This window comes from Leptospira kobayashii, from assembly GCF_003114835.2.
Classification (GTDB): Bacteria; Spirochaetota; Leptospiria; order Leptospirales; family Leptospiraceae; genus Leptospira_A; species Leptospira_A kobayashii.
Genome location: NZ_AP025028.1, coordinates 3,664,834 through 3,685,273 on the forward strand (window position 1 = coordinate 3,664,834; position 20,440 = coordinate 3,685,273).

Genomic DNA, 20,440 nt, shown 5'->3' on the forward strand with positions numbered 1-20,440 from the left:
GGATCGACTTAGGAGTCTTATACGGCGAGTTAGAAAATACACGTGGAATCCATAAAAATTGCTATCTTAGAAGATCATTCCGTAGTTACCGAAGGAATCATATCCGTTTTAAAAACCAATCCATTCTTTCCGATTGTAGGAGAATTTCGTACAGGTGAGGAATTACTGCGCTTTTTAGAAAAACGAGAAGTGGATTTTTTACTTCTGGACATCGATTTACCCGACTGCAACGGACTCGATATCCTCAAGGAAGTAAAGGAAAAGTATCCCAAAACCAAAGTAGTCATTTTCTCTCTCCATGGCAGCCGAGTTTATGTTGAAGATGCAATCCGTTTGAAAGCCGACGGGTATATGATCAAATCCGATCCAATTTCCCACCTACCATCTGTTATACAGGCAGTAATGCGTGGCGAAAAATATATTTCGGAAGGAGTCAGTAAAGAGACCTTACCGTTTTCACCGTTCCAAATCGAGATCATCAATCTACTCATCCAAGGGCTATCCCAAAACGAAGTGGCTGAAAAAATTCAAAAATCAAGAAAAACCGTAGAATACCACCTCAACCAAATGCGCACAAAATTCGCATGTAAAAACAATAACGAACTTATTTCCAAATACCAAAAAGAAATACAAAAATAGTTTTCTAGTAATTTATTCAGATACTGTTAAGATATATTTGTCTTATGAAACATATATATCTATTGAGACATGCAAAATCCGAATGGGACGAACCCTTTCAAAAGGACGAAGAAAGAGGACTTTCCGAACGGGGCAAAAAACAAACGAAAGCATTGCGGTCCTTTCTTTTGGATTTTGGAATCAATGTGGATTCCGTTCTTGTTTCTCCCGCAGAACGCGCCCTCAAAACCTATCAAAATTTGCGGAAAGAAATCCTGCGTCTGCCCAAACCGGACATTCGGGACTCTATTTATGAAGCAGAGGAAGAGGATCTTCTTTTCCTTTTGCATGGAATTCCGAATACTGTCCGGTCGGTTATGATCGTCGGGCACAATCCCGGACTGGAAAACTTGGCATCCAGCCTTCTTTACGGACAATCGACACCCAGCCGGTTTCACAAATTTCCCACCGCAAGTTTTTTAGGACTTAGTTATTCCGGAGAAGATTGGAAAAATTTGGATTGGGGAACATGTCACTTGCAGGTATTCTGGATACCGGGGCATTTAGGAAAGGAATGAAGGCATTATTTTCAGAAGAAAGAATTCACAATCGTGTAGATGAACTTGGACGGGAAATCTCCAGAGATTTCCTTGGCAAAGAACTCATATTGATCGGAGTTCTGAACGGGGGGTTTATCTTTACCGCAGACCTATGCCGTTCGATTGCCATCCCTCACGAAATCGATTTTATCGGTGCTTCCTCCTACGGAGACGGAAAAGAATCCAGTGGGAAAATCGAATATACTAAATTTCTAAAAAGACCGATCAAAGGTAAATCGGTTCTGATTGTAGAGGATATAGTCGATACCGGAAGAACTTTGGAATTTTTAGTAAATGATCTGATGAAACATCAGCCTCTTTCCCTTAAGATCGCAGCATTGTTCTGGAAAAAGGAAAAAGCAAATCCACATTTGCATGTGGATTATTTCGGATTTGAAATCGGAGACGAATATCTGGTAGGTTATGGATTGGATCATGCGGGAATGTACCGCAACCTACCGTATGTGGCATCTTTGGAACCGAATGATTCTAAAGATGATTAGGATCTGCGGAAACTTCCACCTCAGGCATACTTGCACGCAAGTAACCAGAACGAATGACCGACTCTTGTCCCTTTTCACTCGTTAAAAAAGTTATGAAAGCATCTATCTTATCCCCTTGGTCGGTTTTATAAATCGCGAATAGTTCTCTTGCCAGACGATACTTCCGATCATATACACTTCGGATCGAAGGAGTTACGTACGGATCGTTTGCCTTTCTGGCATAATCCAAAGATTTAACTTTCGTTTTATTGTCTATGATCGCACTCCCCATGCCCATATAACCGATTGCATTCGGATTCGATTCGACGTAGTTTGCAAGTTCGGAGTTGTCCTTAACGATTTTTGCTGTAGATACTATCTTATTGGATTTGTTTTTTTCAAATTCAGGAATCCCCAAATCTTTTTTACGGAGTATATGATTTTCAAAATAATCCTGTGTTCCCGATTTATCGTTTCGGATTACGATTTGAATGGGAGCGTCCTGACCACCTACTTCTTTCCAGTTTTGAATCTTTCCTGAAAATATATCCGAAACTTGCTCTAAGTGCAACTTGGTAGCCGAATTCTTAAGATTTACAACCAAAGCGACTCCATCGTAAGCAACTCTTACCTTTTCCAAGTTTCCGGTTTTACGCAAATCATCGAATTCATTTTGATTCAAATCTCTGGACGAAACGGCAATGTCGATTTCTCCCTTACGCAATTTGTCGATTCCCGTTTCGGAACCGCCACCTTCCACAATCACTTTGATATCGGAATTTGCTTTTTCATATTCTGAACCCAGATACCTCATCATCGCATTCATGGTTTCGGAGCCTGCGATTTTTAAAGATTGTTTTTCCTTACACGCGGAAAAAGCCATTGTAATCAAAATGTAACAAAGGATAATGAGGTTTTTCATGATTAAAATGGAGATGCCCCAAAAATCTTTCCCAGTCAATCGTAAAAAAGATTCTGTTTTTTACGGAGAACGGATTTATTTTTTTTTATTTCCCCCGATGTTAAAAACGTGAAACCGATCTTCTTTTTCATTCTGATTTCCGCTTTGTCTCCCCTGTATCTCTTCGCAGTGGAAACTCCACCCGTTCTATTGCAATGGAAGTGGAAACAAAACCAGGTTTTGGAACTCAATGAATACCACGATGTTCTATTCCGGGTGGGCAAACACAGTGTGGCCCGTGAAGATAAAAACAGAGTTTTGCTTAAAACTACGAAGTGTGATACATCGTCCTGCCAAGTGGATGCTCTTTTCAACACTTACATTCGTTTTGGAAAAACGGAAGGACCTTACAGAAAGGACAAGGATTTCAAATCCAATTTTATCATTTTTAGAAACGGCAAATACGAAGTGGCGGACGAATATGTGATGCCAAATCTGAGAAGTTTTCCTTCTTTCCCTGAAACAGCTGTTAACTCAGGAGATACTTGGAAAATTCCTGCGGAAGAATCTTTCGATTTCTCAGGAGAAAGAATCAAAGTCATTGTAGAACCGGAATATTATTTTCACGGAAAATCAAAATGGGCTTATGAAGACAAATCCGGCTTCGCAGAAAAAATCACTTACACTTATCCGATCTATTACGATTCCTTGTCCAAAAAAGACAGAATCAACAATGTCCCGAATAAGATTTTCGGATTTGCCAGAGGGACTGTGTTTTTCAATGCAGAAAAAGGAATCCCTGAATACAAAGACGTAAAATTATCCTACACTTTCGTACTTCCCGACGGTACCGTTCAAGAAGCGAACTTTCATATCCACGGACTTTACCAATCTCGCAAAAGTTTGAATGCGAATGAAAAGGAAAAATTCAAAGACGATGTATTGCAGGATCTGATCATAGAAAAAGAAAAGGATAATCCGAACGGAAAAGATCCCTCTCTTATCAGTGTTCGAACGACGGAAGACGGAGTTACATTTTCTCTCGATTCGATTCTATTTGATTTCAATGATTCCAAGTTGAGACCGGAAGCGGAAGAAGCGGTTCGCAAAATCGCAGAGATCTTGAAAAAACACCCCGAGCGGGAAGTGAGAGTCTCAGGCCATACCGACAATATCGGTAAAAAAGATTATAATCTCAAACTTTCGGAAGAAAGAGCGAAATCCGTATTACACAAATTAGTTGATGATCACAAAATGGAAGAAGATCATATTTCTTTCAAAGGATACGGAGACGAAATTCCTGTGGTACCCAACGATTCGGAAGAAAACCGTAAAAAAAACAGAAGAGTGGAAATCACTCTGGTTCTTGATTAATTTACGTTGATATCCAATCCCACCGAATAAGGGGGAACAATCGGATCAGTGACGGATTTTCCCCTTTCCACCAAAGCTTCCATTTGTTTGCGAATCTCAATCAATATCGAAGCAATTCCTTCCCGTTTATTGGATTGGTAATCCCGAAAGAAAGGTTTCACGGAAAAAGCGGGAGAAACCAAAACATGTGCAGTACTTGCTCTCAATTCCGTTTTCCCGAAGATATGTTTTTCAAAACTGTAGATCCACTCGAACAAACGTTCGGCGGAAGGCCATTGAATCAGATTTTTAGGTTTTGTGATCAGGAAAGTATAAGCCATATCCACGAGCTGTCTTGCTCTTTGGATATCTTTTTCGGAAAGATTTTTCGGAGTATTGGGAAGAGGAGTCCCCGCTTCAATGCTATCCAAAGCAGTAAATAAATCCCTGATTTTTTGGATCGCGTGATCGGTATCATGAAAGGTCACATTTAAAATGGCCGCGGCCTTGTTTAAAGCCGTATGGCGGGCCCGGCCCAATCTATAATCAAAATCCTTTCCTTCTATATCCGCTTTGGTAACACCTAACTCATATTCGGTTTCTTCCAGAAGAACCCTACCCACGGTCAAAAATCTGCGAAGAAGCGTTCTCCCACCGGGGAAAATTTTTAACTTCTTTTCGATTCTTTGTAGGGAGGTCTCCACTTGGTTTAAAATACTATCTCTCGAACCGGAGATTGCATATTTAACAAATGTAGGCAGAATGAATAAATCCGCAGTGGGATCTTTTTTTAAGGCATCTTCCAATCCCCAGAATGCAAGCTGTGCCATACCGGGCATAAAAGGAACCAAGTTGTCATTTTCTCCCGAGCGCATTCCTTCCGGATACAAAACCAATTTGCCTTCCGGCTCGGATAAAACCTTACGAGCCATCTTGATCGCGTCCCGATCGGCACTCCCGGATAACACAGAAAAGGCGCCAACTCTTTTGATCACTTCTCCTACGATCCCGAATCCCCAATTGAAAATATTTCGGGAAGCCATATAATGAAAACGAGTTCCTATTTTATTCGCAAGATAATAAGCAATGGCAGGCTCGGTATCGGAAGGATGATTGGAGAGATAGATAAATCTTTTTTTCCGAAGATCCTGGAGTTGTTTCTCATCTTCCCGACTGATCTCTACTCCGTCCAAATTGAACATTAACTTTGTAATGATGGGAAAACCAAGATCAAGAGTCCAAGCCAAAGGTAGTTCAAAAGAAGGGGGGATAAATGATGATTTCATATATAGTGTCTAGATAGGATGTACGAAACTGGTAAGGTTTTCTAGCATTTTATTCATGAATGTAGCCCCAAGTTTCCAGAATTTTTTTCACTTCTTTCCCCATTTCTTTTTGTGCGCTGGATTCGGAGTCCCCGCTAAAGTTCGCATCGTTATAAATCCAAGGTAGGCCTGACTTGTCCCAACCGGAAGGTTCCCTTTCCGACGTTAATAATTCTTTCAAAAGCCGGGGAGTCGCCCAAACGAATTCCAATCCCCATCTACCTACCCGATATGCAACGGGAGAACCATCCCGGTAAAGCCTGAAATCCGCTTCCAATTCAGGATTCACTGTGAGAAATACCAGCTCTTCCGGACTGCCGCTTATATCTTTTTGGTATTGGATTTGTTTTGCCGAAGTCGATTGGATCAAAGTATCTTTGGGAACTATCCAATCGTAAATAGATCCCTGGACTTGCAAATTTCCACTGTCTTTGCAAATGGATTTTCCACAAGGCGGCAGTTGCAGATGGATTTTGTTTCTATTTAAAAACCTGCCTGCTTTGAAAATCTCACGTGCCTTGATTAGCAAGGTTTGCGAATCAGGATTCATATCTTGCGAAAGATTTGTTTTTTCTTCGGGATCTTTTTTCAAATCATATAATTCTTCCGACATAGTATGAGGTTCTCCGTCGAACTTTCGCCTAACTGTAGTAAAACCAGGATACCTTCTGATGTACTTAAACTCTTCCGTCCGCAAGGACTCGGACATCCTTCCTTCCGTATAAATGGTTTTTTCTTTCGGATTTTCCGATTCTCCAAAGATAAAAGAGGAATAATCAACTCCTTTGAATTGTTTGGGATCGAATGACAACTCCAATAGTCCGAGCACAGTAGGCACCAAGGACAAAAGAGAAGACTGTCCGGGAATCTTTCGATTCTCTACCTTTGCTTCTACAGACCGGGGAGGTTTGATAAAATAAGGAACATTGATTTCTTCATCATAATGAGTTTCCCCGTGACCGAAACGAGTTTTCATAATGAAATGATAACTGTAATCATGATGGGCACCGAACAACTCTCCGTGATCTCCCGTGACGATTATCAAACTGTCATCATATAGATTTTTATCTTTTAAAGCCTTTAACAAACGACCCACTTCCCGGTCCGTATAAAACATTTCTCCGATATAACGTTGAACAGGTGATTCGAATTTGTAAAATACATCGGGAGGAATCATCTTTTTGACGACGGTCATATCCTCGGGAGGAGGAGAATAGGAAGCGTGCGGAGTGTTCAAATTGAAATGAAGAAAAAAAGGTTTTCGGCCGATTTCCTCTACGAAAGAAATCGCGTGATCGGTAAGTGCGGGTGTATCCAAAATATCCATTCCTACCTGGAAAGAATTATGAAATCCCAAATCAATTCCGACCGTAGTATAATCCAAAAAGAAAACATTATTCATTATCGTTTTGGTGTAATAACCGTTTTCTCTTAAAACATTTGTTAGATTATACCTCTTTTTCCCGTAATAAACCTTTCTTTGATAGGGTTTTGTAGTAAACCAGGAATTGCCAAGCCCCAGATTGGAAGAATATTCCGAATGAAAAAAAGATATCATGGAAGGTTTGGTCCAATTTCCGTTGGAAAAGGGATTTTCAAAAAACACCGATTCCTTTGCCAACTGATCCATATTAGGTGTAATCGGGTAAGGAAATCCGTAAGATCCGAAAAAATCTTTCCTTGCCGAATCCAAAACGATCAAAATTACATTTGGTTTTTTAGAATTACTTCGGAAATAAAGGATCGGTTCTGCCAAATACAGATGGGAGTTTTCCGATTTCCAAATGAATTTGATAGTTTGATGAACCGAAATCTGCAATCCGATCGGTTTCCAATTTTCACGATTACCATCTTCAAAGACAAAAGATTGGATTTCTTTTCCGTCGGCTTCCAAGGATAATTTTCCTTTCAAACCGGAAGAGTTAATACTTTCCCCTAAAATCCCTGCGGAAAAATTAAGATCATAATCCCCTTTTCCGATTTCAAACGAATAACTAGTATTTGGTGGAAGATACAAAGCGTCCAGAGAATGATTGATAAATAGAGTTTTGTCCGTATTGAAAGTGATCTGGGTATTTTCCCATTTTCTTTCGATAGGTAAGCCGGAATGCCTTCCCGGATTTTTCTTCCAATGATAAGGAAGAGGATCCTGATCGGGAAATTTTCCCTCCACCTTTGTACCGGACAAGGCCAACAAACGGGTCAGATCGTATGCAATTCCCGTTCGGTCTTTCTGTTCCGAACAAAATCCCAAACTTGCGCAGAAGATAAAAATGAAAAACGGTTTTAAGAACCGGGACTCGACTTGCGAAAAAAGAAAATACATCCAAGAACAAGGATTTGGAAATTGTGCAGGGAGGAAATTCGAAAATTTAAGAATTGCACCAATATCGGATTGGCCAAATATGTACGTATCCGATATGAACTCAGCATTGATCAAAAGCATTGAGGGAAAAAAAAAGGAACTCGACCGACTCCGACCATTGCCAAAAGCAATTTTGGAAAAACTTAGAGAGCAATTCTATTTGGAATGGACCTACAATTCAAATGCGATAGAAGGGAATACGCTTAGTCTGCAAGAAACCGATTTAGTTTTAAGACAAGGGATTACTATCGGAAATAAAAGTCTTAGGGAACATTTCGAAGTTATTAATCATAAGGAAGGTATTGATTACCTTGAAAAGGTTATCAAAAAAAAAACATCTATTTCTCTAAACTTAATACGTGAAATTCACGGGATTATTTTAAAAAACATTGATGACGAAGAAGCAGGAGTTTTTAGAAGAACCAATGTTCGCATTACCGGTGCTTCCCATATTCCTCCTAATGCTGCAAAAGTTTACAACTTAGTTGAAGAGTTAGTCGAATGGTATTATCTTAATCATAAAAAATTAAGCGTTCCCGAGTTAGCTTCTTGGTTTCATTATAAATTTGTTTTCATACATCCTTTTATAGACGGAAACGGAAGGACTGCACGGTTGCTAATGAACTTAATATTGATGCAAGAGGGATATCCACCTGCTGTCATTCTCCATCTTGATAGAAGAAAATATTATAGAGTACTTCGGGAAGCCGACAAAGGAAATCCTTTGGGGTTTATGGACTTTGTAGGAAAGTCAGTAGAAAGATCCTTGATTATATATTTAAATTCTTTCAAAATCGATTCAAAAGACAACAAACAAGGATACATTACTTTAAAAGAAGCCACAAAGCACTGCAATTATTCCTTAGAATATCTCTCTCTTCTCGCAAGAACAGGTAAACTTTCCGCCGTTAAATTCAATAGAAATTGGATGACTACGATCGAGGCGATCCAAACATATTTGGAGGAAGTAACCTAAAAAGCAAAATCACTTAAACCGGCAACAGCCTCCTGAATCAGCTAACTTCGATTACCATCACAAACAAACTCCGTCGTATTCCAAAGCTCCTGCGCTGTTTGGTGCCGTTCTTGTTGTTCCGAAAAAATCGATTGTCGATCCTCCTACCCCGATCTGCGTGGTTTGGCAGGGGGAATTCACAGTGAATGCCCAATTTTTACTGGTGCCGAAATTAGAAATAAATTTAGGATCTTGCCGTAGGTTGCCGGTGGAGGAAATACTGCTTAGATTGTTGACGGGACAACCGGAAATAGCAGGGTAACCCGTACCGCAAATCGTATCATAACCTTGAGCTGTATTTCCGTTATAAAACAATACGGGACAGTTGTGCATTACATTCCGGTCGAATCTAAATAACGCCGAACCTGACGCGTATTTGACGCAATACCTCACATTGACCAAAGATTCCGTCATAAATATATTGTTTTGAATATCCGTCGCATTGGTTATGCCTTTTAAGTTCAAACCTATCGATTCACTGGTCAGTATGGGAGAAGATGTCGTACCGGAAGAAATCGTATTATTATAAACCTGAGTGACCGCATTATTTCCGTCTAACGTCATTCCTTCGGAAACGGCGGTTCCTGTTGCGGAAATGCTAGTGCCTCCGTCTACGAAATTATTATGGATGGAAAAAGTAGCACCCGAAAAAATCTGCAAGCCCACCGAATAAGCGTTATTTGATCCTAGATTTCGACTTACCCCTCCGAAAACCCGGTTTTGCTGAAACCGGGAAGCGGAAGTTCCGTTGCTCAGATAAACTGCATAACTTGCGGAGAAACCTGCCGAATCTGCAGTGGAAGTTCCCGCACTGACGGTATTTCCGAACATATCGAATGAACCGGTTTGTGAATAGATTCCGAAACCGGTTGCAGCTCCTGTCGTATTACTAACACTTCCCCCGGAAACGGTATTATAATAAACACTTCCTCCGCCCGTAAGATAAATTCCGTAAGAAAACAAAACTCCGTTTCCCCCCAAAATCACATTCCCTTGTTTGGTGGCATTGTTTCCGATGTTAAGCCCCATATTCGAAGCAAAATGAATTCCTTTTGAGGTATTTGCGGTTCCGCCGAGAATGTAATTTCCTACCAAAACACCGCCTATCGACTGTTGCAGGAAAAGACCCACGCTAAGAGATCCGGCCGTACCGGCTGCAACAGTACCGCCTGAAAAAACATTGAATCTGATCAATGTAAAGTCAGGAGAGGAAGTGGCATTCGCATACATTCCGTAAGTAATACAACTCGGTGTATTGCAACCGCCTCCTAAAACCTGATTGTATTGCAAAATAGGATAAGTAGTACCGGCGGTATTATTATAATAAATTCCCGCCGTATTACAGCTATTAGGCAAACAAGATCCTCCGAACATCGAATTCAATATGATCGCTCCCGCATTCGGATCGACAAGGCTACTTCCTCCGAAATTGATAAGAGATAAACCAGCCACAGCATTGCCTGTGCCACCTTCCAGGGAATTATTGGAAACAATAGGATTTCCTCCCAGGATATGCATTGCTGCCGAATCGGCGGTCGCTGCAACGGAAGCTCCTATCACACGAAAACCGTCGATCACAGTTTTGTTGGAAATAGTATTGTCAATCCAAACGGTGGAACAAGGATTTACACCCATTACCGCAGCAGTACATACTGCGGCGTTGGGTGTTGAATTCCGAAGAATGGTCAATTTGGCGGATGTATTTCTGGAAGCAAAACCTGTTCCTGCAGTATAACCTCCGAAAAGAGAAACGCCGTCCCGAACCAGAATGAAGTTTTTTGACAAAGGAACATCTGTTGCCTCATAGACTCCGTCTTCCACAAGCACAACACAATCCTTAGTCGCAAAACAAGCGGAAATCACCAGATCATCGATCGCTTTGTGAATCGTTAAAAACGGATCGGATACGGATAGTCCGGTATTCGAATCGTTTCCCGTAGTGGAAACATAACGGATTGAGGAAGGAACCGTATAACGGAAACTTGTCGATGCATTGGCAAGAGTATTTCCACCGACACTTACACAATTCAAAGGAACAATCTTCGACCCAGGAGTCCAAGTACTGATGCCCGGAGATAAAATCAAAGTATCATCGGTGATATTCGTTGTTGTGACGGAATACTGAATCGCACCTGCATCCGCCCTGGGCATAGCTGCGCCAGAGACAGGACAACTACCTGTATTCACCGCTTCGGAAAATTGTAATCTGACTGTTTGATTCGGTAACAAAGCGGATAGATTGGCAGGAGTTTGCGAAATTACGCTGAAACAATTCACTGTTGCTATAATGTTCGCACCCGCGATCGTTCCGCTGACGGATCCGCTCAAAGCACAAGTATGAAGCGCAGGTTGGTTGGAAATAGAAAGGGAATAACCGGCACCGTTCACCAAATCGCTGGGAAAATAGTGTATCCCGTTCGCACTTACCGCCAAAGATTCGCTTCCTTGATTGAGAGTTAAAGTCCCAGAAGCAAGACCTGTTACATTTACGGCAACACCATAAGAAGAAGCGGCGCCACAGCTAACGGAAAGAGATGTGACATTCGCAGAGGAAAAAGTTCCGGAACCGCCGGTTAAAGTACAAGTTTGAGTGGGATGAGAAGGTTGGGAAGTAACGGAGACGGAATAAACCTCTCCTTCGGCATATGTATGACTCGGAAAAGCGAAACTACCCGAAGGATTTGAAATCACTGCGGTGTCTGTTCCGTTATTCGTCAAAGTCACACCGGTAAAACCCGAAAGACCCGTGATTGTTCCACCTAAAGTATATTTGGTGGTATCACAGTTCACATTAATGGATTTGATATCACCGGAGCCCATTACCCCTTCTCCTCCCGATACAGTACAATTCTGAGCAGGTGAAGTCGGTTGTGTTTTCACTGTTACGGAATAATTGGAACCGGAAGGAATCGTTTCGGCAAAAAACTCTTCCCCGTTTTTAGAAACAACCAGAGTAAATGAATTGTTTAAGGAAAGAACCAGCCCCTTCCCCAAAAGCCCATTTACAGTCACAAAAATCTTAGGAGTAGAAGAACTCTTGCTTTGGGTCCTTAGAATGCTAAATGCATCCAGAATGCTTTTTTCCAATTTCGGTATGCAAGCTTCCAAAAAAAGGAAGGTAAGAAGACCGGCAAAAAAGAGGAAGGATCGGTGCAAATGTGACATAAACTTTATTCAGATCTCTTCTATAATATACAACAATCCAAGCTTGTTCATTTTCTTTTTCTTACCACAAATATAACTCATATCGTCTGCTGCTGCCATGAAAAGTTCTTTCTTTTTCCCTTTCCCACCGTGAATTTAGCATACTATGAGTATATGGGAACAAGCCTACTCCCGCGAGGAGTCTACATTTAATAACAAGGACGGTGGTAAAATTTATTACCAAGTCTTTCGACCGAAAAACGGAGCCAAAAGAGTGCTCGTGGTTCACCACGGATTTGGGGAACATGGTGGTCGCTATACCAACTTATTAGACGCAATTGCGGACAAAGGATACGTAGTTTATTTAATCGATGCAAGGGGACACGGACGTTCCGAAGGAAGAAGAGGAGTAGTAGACCATTACACCGATTTTTTTGCAGATTTAAAACAACTCATAGGTATCGCAAAACAAAAAGAAGGCGTAAAAAAAGTAACTCTGCTCGGTCACTCCATGGGCGCCGTTATCAGTTTTCTATACACTGGAACGGACAATAACCAGGAAGACCTGGACGGTCTGATCGTAAGTGCTCTTGCCATCAAAGTTCAAACCGACTTTGTAATGGATGTAAAAAAGGCAGCCGGCGGATTTTTAGCAAAACTTTTACCTACACTTACGATTCCTGCAGGACTTGACGTGAATATGATTTCGCATGACAAGGATGTTGTGGCGGCTTATGTAAACGATCCTTTGGTGCATGGAAACGTATCCACTTACTTGGGTGATTTTTTACTCAATGTATATCCTTTGGCTTTGGAGTCGGCGGAAAAGATAAAAGTTCCTATTTACATGTTTCACGGAAAAGACGACCAGATCGCCGTTTACTCGGGAACTTCCGATGCATTCGAGAAGGTTTCTTCGAAAGACAAAACTTTGAAATTATTTGACGGATTGTACCACGAATCCATGAACGAAACTCCCGCAGAACGAGCACTCGTCTTCAAAGAGTTAGTTGCATGGATTGACAAACATTAAGGAGAAATGAAGCCTATGGCTGTTAGTAAAGATATAGTTGGAAAAAAACTAGATCGTTTTGAATTTACCGTAGAACGGGGCAAAATCAAAGAATTTTGCCTTGCTATCAACGAAAAAAACCCAATTTACTTCGATTTGGAAGAAGCGAAAAAAGCCGGTTATACGGACATCCCTGCGCCGCCTACTTTCCCAACTGTAATTCAATTTTGGGGTTACCCTAAAATTTGGAATGATATGGCGGACCTTGGAATCGACCTTTCCAAAATCCTTCATTTAAAAGAAGAATACACATATCATAAAATTCTCTATCCGGGAAAAGTTTCCGCTCAATCCGAAATTTCAGATGTGAAAGTGGGAAGAGCGGAAATCGTTACTTTCAAAACAACGATTTTTGATGCATCGGAAGATCCGATTCTTTCCGCAGAAATGGCGATTTTCATTCGTAAGGATTAAGTTAGGAGGATTCAAACAATGGCAAAAATCAAATTTGATAGCGTAGAAGTAGGACAAACACTTCCTCCTCTGGACGTTCCCGTCATCGAACATGCAAATCTAGTTCGTTATGCGGGAGCATCGGGAGATTTCAATCCCATCCACAACGATCCTGATTTTGCACGCAAAGCAGGCCTTGACGGAACCATTTCTCACGGTATGTATGTTATGGCGCAAGTTGGAAGACTTTGCACTTCCTGGGCTGACCAAAAAGATATCGCATACTTCGGAGTTACCTTCAAAGCGATGACAAAGCTCGGAGAAAAACTCACTTGCGTGGGAACGATCAAAAAGAAGTTTGAAAAAGACGGTAAAAAAACCGTCACCGTTTCGGTTGAAGCTAAAAACGAAGCAGGTGAAGTAAAAGCAGGCGGAGATCTAATCATCAACGCAGTTTAAGTTTTTTTTCTATTTAACTCAGGTGCTTTTAAAAACACCTGAGTTAATATTTCTCCCACTGGATTTTCAAACGAGATCAGAGTTTAATTCAAGTTATCTGCAATGATCTGATTTTTTTCTTTCATTCGCATCAAATCGTAGGAATCGTTCCACCATCGATCACATATTCCGTTCCTGACAGATAACCCGCACGGGGAGAAACAAGAAATCCTACAAGCTCCGCAACCTCTTCCGGTTCCGCAGGTCTCCCCATAGGTATTCCCCCCAAAGAATCCATTAATCCTTGCAAGGCGACCTCTATACTACTCCCCGAACTTTCCGCCAATCGTTGAATCATTCTTTCCGCCGCACTTGTTTTTATAAAGCCAGGCGAAACAGTTAAGACTCTTACACCTTTTGGCGATACTTCGTTCGACAAACTTTTGCTATAGTTTATTAACCCAGCTTTTGCTGCCGCATACGGTAATGTCGATTCATACAAAGGAAGTGTTCCCTGAATGGATGCAATGTGAACGATCACACCAGATTTTTTTCCGAGCATATAAGGCAATAATCCTCTGTCCAATCTCACTGGAGCTAAAAGATTAGTAGCAATTGTTATTTCCCAATCTGCATCCGTTAGTTGAGCGAAACCGCCTCCTGGTGTTTCCGATCCACCTAAATTGTTGATAAGAATATCAACTCCACCAAACTTTTGTTTGATTTCTTTTACGACTTTCTCAGTTCCCTCTGGTTTGCTTAAATCGGCAGAGATAAAATGAGTGATTCCTTCGGGCTCTTCAGGTATAATTCTGGCAGTTACAACAACCTTCGCCCCCGCCTGGGTAAGTCGTTGAGCAATTGCTTTTCCCGTGCCTTTGGTGCCACCAGTGACCAAAGCTATTTTTCCTCTTAACTCGTTATCGAAATTTCCATTTTGATCCATTATTTTCCTCTGAGCTGGATTCTTTTCTATGTATTGCCAGTGCAAGTATGAAATAATCTATATATACTGATTAATTTTTCACTATGATACTTTTTGGAACTATAGGGAATTGTAATTATGACCCTAAAAAAAGAAACGATCACTCTTGATTGCGGTTTAGACTTAGTGGGAGAAGTTTTGTATGGTAAATGGAAAATGCGTTTGCTGTATTTTATTAATGAAGGCCATAAACGCCCAAGCGAACTTCAACGTAAAATTCCTGATGCCACTCGCAGGGTTTTGCATTTACAATTAAAAGAATTAGAGGAACATGAACTTGTTTCGAAAATCATCTTTCCCCAGGTCCCACCCAAGGTTGAATACAGTTTGACCGAATTTGGAAAAACAATCATCCCCCTAATCTCTTCCTTGGGTCATTGGGCAGATAAACATGACGAACAATTACGCCGAGTCATCACCAAAAAGTAAATTACTTCCGGTAAGTCAGAACGAAACATATATTTGTTTAGATGAAAAAAATATAAATAAAAAAATAGCCTGGGGTTCTTAGCTGGTCTATATAAAAGAGTAAATAAACTCTCATTCACTTAAAATCTCTATATAGGCTAACAATGACAAATATCGATAAAAAAGCTCCCGTACTTGTAACAGGAGGTAGCGGATACATCGCTTCCTGGATCATCAAATATCTATTAGAAGACGGAATCACCGTCAGAACCACTGTCCGTAATCTCAGAGATCTCAAAAAGGTGGAACATCTGCTTGAGTTATCTAAAAAACATCCAGGCAAACTGGAGTTATTCGAAGCAGATCTGATTGTCAACGGATCTTTCGACCAAGCAGTCAAAGGAACCGAACTTGTGATTCATACCGCATCTCCTTTTTTTATTTCAGGGATCAAAGATGCTCAAAAACAACTCGTAGAACCGGCGTTACAAGGAACTAGAAATGTTCTGGAGTCGGTAAATAAGGCAAGTTCAGTGAAACGCGTGGTTTTAACATCCAGTGTTGCCTCCATTTACGGAGACAACATAGATGCGGCAAACGTTCCGGGGAACAAACTTACGGAAGAACATTGGAATACGTCCAGCAGTCTCAGCCACCAACCTTATCCTTATTCCAAAACATTAGCGGAAAAAGAAGCTTGGGAGATCAATAAAAAACAAAACCGTTGGGACTTGCTTGTGATCAATCCTTCCTTCGTCATGGGACCTTCTGTTTCCAATAGAGTCGATGGAACAAGTGTGGACTTTATGTTGTCGATGGTAAATGGAAAATTCAAATCAGGTGTTCCCAACACTCTGATCGGATTTGTGGATGTGAGAGATGTGGCGAAAGCCCATATACTTGCGGGTTTCACTCCTTCCGCCAAAGGGCGACATATCACATCCGCAGAGACTCTCCCTATGTTAGGTGCTGCAAAGATTCTTCGCGAAAAATTCGGAAAAAAATACCCGATCCCCACGAGCGAGCTTCCTAAATTTTTAGTGTATTTAGTAGGGCCGTTCTTCGGACTCTCTTGGGCAAATACTTCCCGAAATGTGGGAATCCCTTTCGACTTGGACAATTCCTATAGCCAAAAGGATTTAGGCCTTAAATACAGACCTCTTTCCGAAACATTTGTGGAACATATCGAGCAATTGGAAGCGGCAAAGTTAATCTAAAAATAGAACGACTTATATGCGCTAGTCGGAGATAAAGACATTTATTTCCGACTAGCCTAACTTCCGCTATCCTATGATATGGATTTTTTACGATCCCAATTAGGGATTTCCTCCACTAGAACGGAAGTCTGTTAAAAAATTATTGAATAGATCGTTGATGATGCGGATTTGCCATTGAGTCAAAGCCATCGGCTCGAATTTGATTGACATTACCCGGTAATACGCAAGCATTCCCCCAAATGGCTTCCCCTCTTTATTCCTTTGCCACTTATCTCCTTATATGTTTTCTAACAGCCTGCTCGGTTCAAGAGTCAAAATCCGAAAAAGCACCTCGTGCTTCGAAAGGAACCCTCGATCTTACAAACTGGTCGTGGGATCGTGGACCTGTTTCTTTGGATGGGGAATGGACGCTCGATCATATTCCTTGGACAGTTCCGTCTGCAAGAGGTTTTCACGGTTCGGCTTTTGGTTCGGGTACTTACCGACTCAAAATCATTTTACCGGCCGGTTCCGAAACCCTCGCACTAAGATTGCCGATTGTAGGAACCGCCTTCTCATTGTCAGTTGGTGGAGAAGTAATAGCGAAAGAAGGAATCGTATCTGATTCTTCCGTGAGTGCTGTTCCTTCTTACAGACCCAGGATCATACTCATCCCTTCATCCAATGGAGTCATCGACTTATCAATTACGGTTTCCAACTGGGACGATCAATTCGGCGGTATCTATTATAGTCTGACATTCGGCCCTTGGAATCAGGTTCAAAAGGAGCGCGACCATGCCGCTCTATGGGAAGCCCTGATGTTTGGGGCTATTTTTCTTATGGGGCTTTATCACTGCGGGTCCTTTATTTTTCGAAGCCAGAACCGCGCTCCTCTTTGGTTCGGAGTTTTTTGTATGTTGATTGCGATCCGCTCAACTCTATACAGCGAAGTAATTTTCCTCGAAGCTTTCCCCGAGACATCGTGGTATGTTGTAATCCGGGGGGTTTATGCTACAATGGCTTTGGCATTAGCCACCTTTGCAGCGTTTGTTGATCGACTCTATCCTAAACAATCCTGGCGCCCCGCTACCGTTTTTACTATGATAGGCGGTGGTGTTTATGCTTTGGTAAATTTATTCGCGCCGGTGGGATGGACTACAAATCTACTTATACCATTTCAAATTTTACTTGTGGTTTTCGGGATATACAGTCTTGTAACTGTCGGCCGGGCTTTGGCTCATCGCGAACCCGGAGCAGGACTCTTTGTCGGTGGTACGACTATCTTCCTTACCACAGTCGTACTCGATATCGTCAAAAGTCATTTCTTCTGGAATCTGCCATCTTTAGTTAACGTTGGTACGCTGGTGTTTCTTATGGCGCAGGCGATGGTTGTCGCTCGCCTGTTCGCAAATGCTTTCGCTTCGGCGGAATTACATTCGATAGCTATGGAAAAAATCAATACTTCCCTGGAACGGTTTATCCCAAGGGAAGTATTAGGGTTTCTAAACAAAAAAAGCATTACTGAAATCGTATTGGGTGACTTTTCCGAAATGAGAATGACTGTGTTTTTTCTCGATATCCGGAACTTTACCAGTCTGTCCGAAACGATGAGTCCGCAGGAAAACTTTAAGTTCATCAACTCTTTCTTAAAATTATTCGGACCTGTCATACGAGACCATAACGGCTTTGTAGACAAGTATCTTGGTGACGGAATGATGGCGTTGTTCCCAGGAGCACCTGACGAGGCTTTGGCGGCGGCGGTCGCGATGAGACATGCCTTGGAAGAATACAATAACGGAAGGGAAAGAGGTGGCTACCAAACCATTCGGTTCGGCATCGGCATCCATACGGGACCTCTTATGCTTGGAACGATCGGAGAAAACAAAAGAATGGATTCGACCGTGATCAGTGATACTGTGAATGCTGCAAGTCGCCTGGAAGGTTTAACAAAAAAATATGCCGTTGATATTCTTGTTTCCGGTTCTACGATCGAAAGCCTTGAGCATCCCGAGGTCTTTCCAACTCAATTTGTAGCTCTTGAAACAGTAAAAGGAAAGATCCAACCTATTGAAGTATTTCTCGTGTTAGAAGGTGTCGGAGCCTAATCGATTTGATAAAAGGTCGCATCATAACATCACCATCCTCCCATACTTCCTCCTCCCGATGAGGAGGAAGAGGAAGATCCGGAACGTGAACCGGAGGAACCGGAAGATGTAGGACGCGATCCTGCGGTAAAATCGGACAATCCGTTCAAAGTATCCCAACTAACACTCGCTCCACCACCTGCGGAAATTCCCCCTCCTCCGGAAAATTTTTGTTCCGAAAAGGAACCGCCTGAATCGGCAGAAGATGTTTTTATACGGGAAGACCTTTTTGATCTATCTTTATTTTCAATTTCAATCGAATCCGTTTGGGACAATACCAAAAGATGAGAGACATCGTTTTTTTCTTTCTGTCTTTTTAAAATTTCATTGTACAAGCCGAGTGCAACAAAGTCCATAGAGTCTTCCGTTGATAACCCGGATAGGTCTCCGTTTTGAATATAATCTTTGATCGCATCCTTTAGGTCTTTTTTTATAAAGGTGATCCATTTATCTTCTATTTCCGAAACAATTGGAATGGAATAAAAAAAGAACATGAAAAGAAATACGGATAGAAATAGAGCAAATGAATTTTCTATTTCAAAAAGATTGTAAGTAGTTAATAAAAGTAAACAGCAGATCATCAGTTCGGGAAGCCGCAGAGATCTTTTAAAAAAATAAATCGATGGATCTTTCAATTTCAAATCATTATGAGAAACCCAATTGAAAATGGAAAATACGAATGAGAGAATGAAATAAGCCAATAGAATGAAAACATAAAGAACTAAAATGTGTAGGAAAATCGGATACCCGTAAAAAATAAAATTAAATAAGGGAAACAGTATCAAAGAGGACAATACCCATCGGAGGAAAAATTTCGATTCGAAGTGATTCGCTTCTTTCGAATAACGAGCGTAAACCTCTGAATGTAAGGAAAAATAACGGTGTTTCTTCTTGTAATATTTTTTTATTTCCACATCCGTAGTTTGGTCGGAATCTACAAACAATTGATCCAAAATTTCTCTTTCCGGTTTGGCAAGAGAATCCCTTGGTACGAGTAATCCAAACTCTATAAAATCATCCGTTCTATTGATTTTAATTTTACCTTCCGCTACTAACCTTCCCAAAAACACAGAGGATACTTTTTTCAAATCAAATTGGATTGCGATGCTTTCGGAAGAGTTTTTTCTCAAATAAGAAAAAACGTCTTTTGCGAAAAGATACAGTTCCTTGTTTTTCCATCGAATGAAAATAAGAGACAATAAATAAAACAGACAAAAACAGGAAGCATAGCTAACGAGGACAATCAACGCTCTTTTCCAAAAAATCATCTCATCCGTGTTATACCAATTTTCCTTAAAATAATAAGGCCCGGGTCCGGTGAATGTTTTGTTTTTTTCGGGAAGAAAGAAAAACTCGGATCGATACACATACGACTCGGAAGAAACCAAAGGTTTATCAGTTTCGAAATGAAAACTTTTCCGTCCGCTCGGGTGCTCCCATTCCTCGTCCCAATTCAAATTCAATCGGAATTTCCGGATGGAGTCTTTCCTGTCTTTAGCTAAAAAATCATGATTGATTTCATAGACAGCATTTTCTTCCTTTTTAGTTAGAATATTTTTATATTCTAACTTGATTTTATAAGTCAGAACTTCATCCTGAAAAGGAGGATCGTTGTCGTCTCTGGAACGTATCTTCAGTTCTTTTTTATTTGAAAAGGAATAACTGTCTTTTGTTTCCGCATTTCCCCCGGGAAGAATCCTCCAGGTTTTGTCTTTGCCCAACTTTTCGACGGAAATCAAGTCGATCGACTGCCCTCTTTTGAAATCATAACTTCGATAAGGTCCCCGCCAGTCACCGTTGAATCGTATGCTTTGGATTTCCTCTACGGAAAGAGTTCCGTCTGAAGATAAGAAGGCATTTACTTCTACTTTGTCCCAAGAAAGTGTTTTCTCATCTTCCCACTCTGCAAAAGAAACTCCCGGCAAAACAAATAAGAAAACAAGAATACAACGGAAAATATATTTCATTCGAGGAACCTTTGTGTGAGTACTATACCTGAAAA

17 protein-coding genes are annotated in these 20,440 nt (G+C 41.1%); 11 read left to right on the forward strand and 6 right to left on the reverse strand.

Annotation, left to right across the window (positions count from 1 at the left end; genetic code table 11):
• Positions 1-42: 42 nt before the first annotated feature.
• The 3 genes from DI077_RS16720 to hpt are packed head-to-tail and all read left to right on the forward strand — an operon-like array spanning position 43 to position 1,720.
• Complete coding sequence (locus tag DI077_RS16720) at positions 43-639, forward strand: response regulator transcription factor (RefSeq protein WP_109021421.1); 597 nt, start codon at positions 43-45, stop codon at positions 637-639.
• A 44-nt stretch (positions 640-683) separates the two neighbouring features.
• Positions 684-1,196 (forward strand): SixA phosphatase family protein, encoded by a 513-nt coding sequence (locus DI077_RS16725; protein ID WP_109021422.1) that lies wholly within the window; start codon positions 684-686, stop codon positions 1,194-1,196.
• Positions 1,193-1,720, forward strand: a complete 528-nt coding sequence (hpt, locus tag DI077_RS16730; protein WP_109021423.1) for a hypoxanthine phosphoribosyltransferase — start codon at positions 1,193-1,195, stop codon at positions 1,718-1,720. The genes DI077_RS16725 and hpt overlap by 4 nt, the downstream gene beginning before the upstream one ends.
• Here the strand turns inward: hpt and DI077_RS16735 are convergent.
• Positions 1,707-2,621 (reverse strand): phosphate ABC transporter substrate-binding protein, encoded by a 915-nt coding sequence (locus tag DI077_RS16735; RefSeq protein WP_109021424.1) that lies wholly within the window; start codon positions 2,619-2,621, stop codon positions 1,707-1,709. The genes hpt and DI077_RS16735 overlap by 14 nt on opposite strands.
• A 108-nt stretch (positions 2,622-2,729) precedes the next feature.
• On the opposite strand from DI077_RS16735, the gene DI077_RS16740 reads away from it, so the two are divergent.
• Positions 2,730-3,974: an OmpA family protein gene (locus DI077_RS16740; RefSeq protein ID WP_109021425.1), complete on the forward strand. Its 1,245-nt coding sequence runs from the start codon at positions 2,730-2,732 to the stop codon at positions 3,972-3,974.
• Here DI077_RS16740 and DI077_RS16745 read toward each other — a convergent pair.
• Together DI077_RS16745 and DI077_RS16750 are read right to left on the reverse strand one after the other, a co-directional pair.
• Positions 3,971-5,239: a lysophospholipid acyltransferase family protein gene (locus DI077_RS16745; protein WP_109021426.1), complete on the reverse strand. Its 1,269-nt coding sequence runs from the start codon at positions 5,237-5,239 to the stop codon at positions 3,971-3,973. The genes DI077_RS16740 and DI077_RS16745 overlap by 4 nt on opposite strands.
• Positions 5,240-5,288: 49 nt before the next feature.
• Positions 5,289-7,604 carry a sulfatase gene (locus DI077_RS16750; protein WP_109021427.1) on the reverse strand — a complete coding sequence of 772 codons (2,316 nt, stop codon included), beginning with the start codon at positions 7,602-7,604 and terminating at the stop codon, positions 5,289-5,291.
• A 94-nt stretch (positions 7,605-7,698) separates the two neighbouring features.
• On the opposite strand from DI077_RS16750, the gene DI077_RS16755 reads away from it, so the two are divergent.
• Positions 7,699-8,619 (forward strand): Fic family protein, encoded by a 921-nt coding sequence (locus DI077_RS16755; RefSeq protein ID WP_109022147.1) that lies wholly within the window; start codon positions 7,699-7,701, stop codon positions 8,617-8,619.
• A gap of 57 nt (positions 8,620-8,676) precedes the next feature.
• On the opposite strand, the gene DI077_RS16760 is transcribed toward DI077_RS16755, so the two are convergent.
• Entirely contained in the window at positions 8,677-11,823 is a 3,147-nt protein-coding gene (locus DI077_RS16760) for a beta strand repeat-containing protein (RefSeq protein ID WP_109021428.1), read from the reverse strand.
• 145 nt (positions 11,824-11,968) lie between these two features.
• Here DI077_RS16760 and DI077_RS16765 point away from each other — a divergent pair, with 145 nt between their 5' ends.
• The 3 genes from DI077_RS16765 to DI077_RS16775 are packed head-to-tail and all read left to right on the forward strand — an operon-like array spanning position 11,969 to position 13,726.
• On the forward strand, positions 11,969-12,835 hold the full coding sequence (locus DI077_RS16765; protein ID WP_109021429.1) for an alpha/beta hydrolase: 867 nt from the start codon (positions 11,969-11,971) through the stop codon (positions 12,833-12,835).
• A 6-nt stretch (positions 12,836-12,841) separates the two neighbouring features.
• A complete protein-coding gene (locus DI077_RS16770) occupies positions 12,842-13,288 on the forward strand; it encodes an FAS1-like dehydratase domain-containing protein (RefSeq protein ID WP_423241753.1) in 447 nt (148 codons plus the stop codon).
• Between the two features lie 18 nt (positions 13,289-13,306).
• A complete protein-coding gene (locus DI077_RS16775; RefSeq protein WP_109021431.1) occupies positions 13,307-13,726 on the forward strand; it encodes a MaoC/PaaZ C-terminal domain-containing protein in 420 nt (139 codons plus the stop codon).
• Positions 13,727-13,856: 130 nt separating this feature from the next.
• Here DI077_RS16775 and DI077_RS16780 read toward each other — a convergent pair whose 3' ends face one another.
• A complete protein-coding gene (locus DI077_RS16780; RefSeq protein WP_109021432.1) occupies positions 13,857-14,651 on the reverse strand; it encodes an SDR family oxidoreductase in 795 nt (264 codons plus the stop codon).
• A 117-nt stretch (positions 14,652-14,768) separates the two neighbouring features.
• Here DI077_RS16780 and DI077_RS16785 point away from each other — a divergent pair, with 117 nt between their 5' ends.
• The 3 genes from DI077_RS16785 to DI077_RS16795 all read left to right on the forward strand — a co-directional run bounded on the left by DI077_RS16785 (position 14,769) and on the right by DI077_RS16795 (position 18,399).
• A complete protein-coding gene (locus tag DI077_RS16785; RefSeq protein WP_109021433.1) occupies positions 14,769-15,119 on the forward strand; it encodes a winged helix-turn-helix transcriptional regulator in 351 nt (116 codons plus the stop codon).
• Between the two features lie 143 nt (positions 15,120-15,262).
• Positions 15,263-16,315, forward strand: coding sequence for an SDR family oxidoreductase (locus DI077_RS16790; protein ID WP_109021434.1), 1,053 nt, complete (start codon positions 15,263-15,265; stop codon positions 16,313-16,315).
• Between the two features lie 239 nt (positions 16,316-16,554).
• Entirely contained in the window at positions 16,555-18,399 is a 1,845-nt protein-coding gene (locus DI077_RS16795) for an adenylate/guanylate cyclase domain-containing protein (protein WP_109021435.1), read from the forward strand.
• A 29-nt stretch (positions 18,400-18,428) separates the two neighbouring features.
• Here DI077_RS16795 and DI077_RS16800 read toward each other — a convergent pair whose 3' ends face one another.
• Positions 18,429-20,405, reverse strand: coding sequence for a DUF2207 domain-containing protein (locus DI077_RS16800; RefSeq protein ID WP_109021436.1), 1,977 nt, complete (start codon positions 20,403-20,405; stop codon positions 18,429-18,431).
• Positions 20,406-20,440 lie beyond the last annotated feature (35 nt).

What these genes read in the sequence shown, in the direction of transcription:
- DI077_RS16765 (WP_109021429.1), top strand. Translation starts at nt 11,969, where the DNA reads ATGAGTATATGGGAACAAGCCTACTCCCGCGAGGAGTCTACATTTAAT.
- DI077_RS16770 (WP_423241753.1), top strand. Translation starts at nt 12,842, where the DNA reads ATGAAGCCTATGGCTGTTAGTAAAGATATAGTTGGAAAAAAACTAGAT.
- DI077_RS16780 (WP_109021432.1), bottom strand. Translation starts at nt 14,651, where the DNA reads ATGGATCAAAATGGAAATTTCGATAACGAGTTAAGAGGAAAAATAGCT.
- DI077_RS16745 (WP_109021426.1), bottom strand. Translation starts at nt 5,239, where the DNA reads ATGAAATCATCATTTATCCCCCCTTCTTTTGAACTACCTTTGGCTTGG.
- DI077_RS16795 (WP_109021435.1), top strand. Translation starts at nt 16,555, where the DNA reads ATGGCTTCCCCTCTTTATTCCTTTGCCACTTATCTCCTTATATGTTTT.
- DI077_RS16735 (WP_109021424.1), bottom strand. Translation starts at nt 2,621, where the DNA reads ATGAAAAACCTCATTATCCTTTGTTACATTTTGATTACAATGGCTTTT.
- DI077_RS16750 (WP_109021427.1), bottom strand. Translation starts at nt 7,604, where the DNA reads ATGTATTTTCTTTTTTCGCAAGTCGAGTCCCGGTTCTTAAAACCGTTT.
- DI077_RS16800 (WP_109021436.1), bottom strand. Translation starts at nt 20,405, where the DNA reads ATGAAATATATTTTCCGTTGTATTCTTGTTTTCTTATTTGTTTTGCCG.
- DI077_RS16755 (WP_109022147.1), top strand. Translation starts at nt 7,699, where the DNA reads ATGAACTCAGCATTGATCAAAAGCATTGAGGGAAAAAAAAAGGAACTC.
- DI077_RS16785 (WP_109021433.1), top strand. Translation starts at nt 14,769, where the DNA reads ATGACCCTAAAAAAAGAAACGATCACTCTTGATTGCGGTTTAGACTTA.
- DI077_RS16760 (WP_109021428.1), bottom strand. Translation starts at nt 11,823, where the DNA reads ATGTCACATTTGCACCGATCCTTCCTCTTTTTTGCCGGTCTTCTTACC.
- DI077_RS16725 (WP_109021422.1), top strand. Translation starts at nt 684, where the DNA reads ATGAAACATATATATCTATTGAGACATGCAAAATCCGAATGGGACGAA.
- DI077_RS16775 (WP_109021431.1), top strand. Translation starts at nt 13,307, where the DNA reads ATGGCAAAAATCAAATTTGATAGCGTAGAAGTAGGACAAACACTTCCT.
- hpt (WP_109021423.1), top strand. Translation starts at nt 1,193, where the DNA reads ATGAAGGCATTATTTTCAGAAGAAAGAATTCACAATCGTGTAGATGAA.
- DI077_RS16790 (WP_109021434.1), top strand. Translation starts at nt 15,263, where the DNA reads ATGACAAATATCGATAAAAAAGCTCCCGTACTTGTAACAGGAGGTAGC.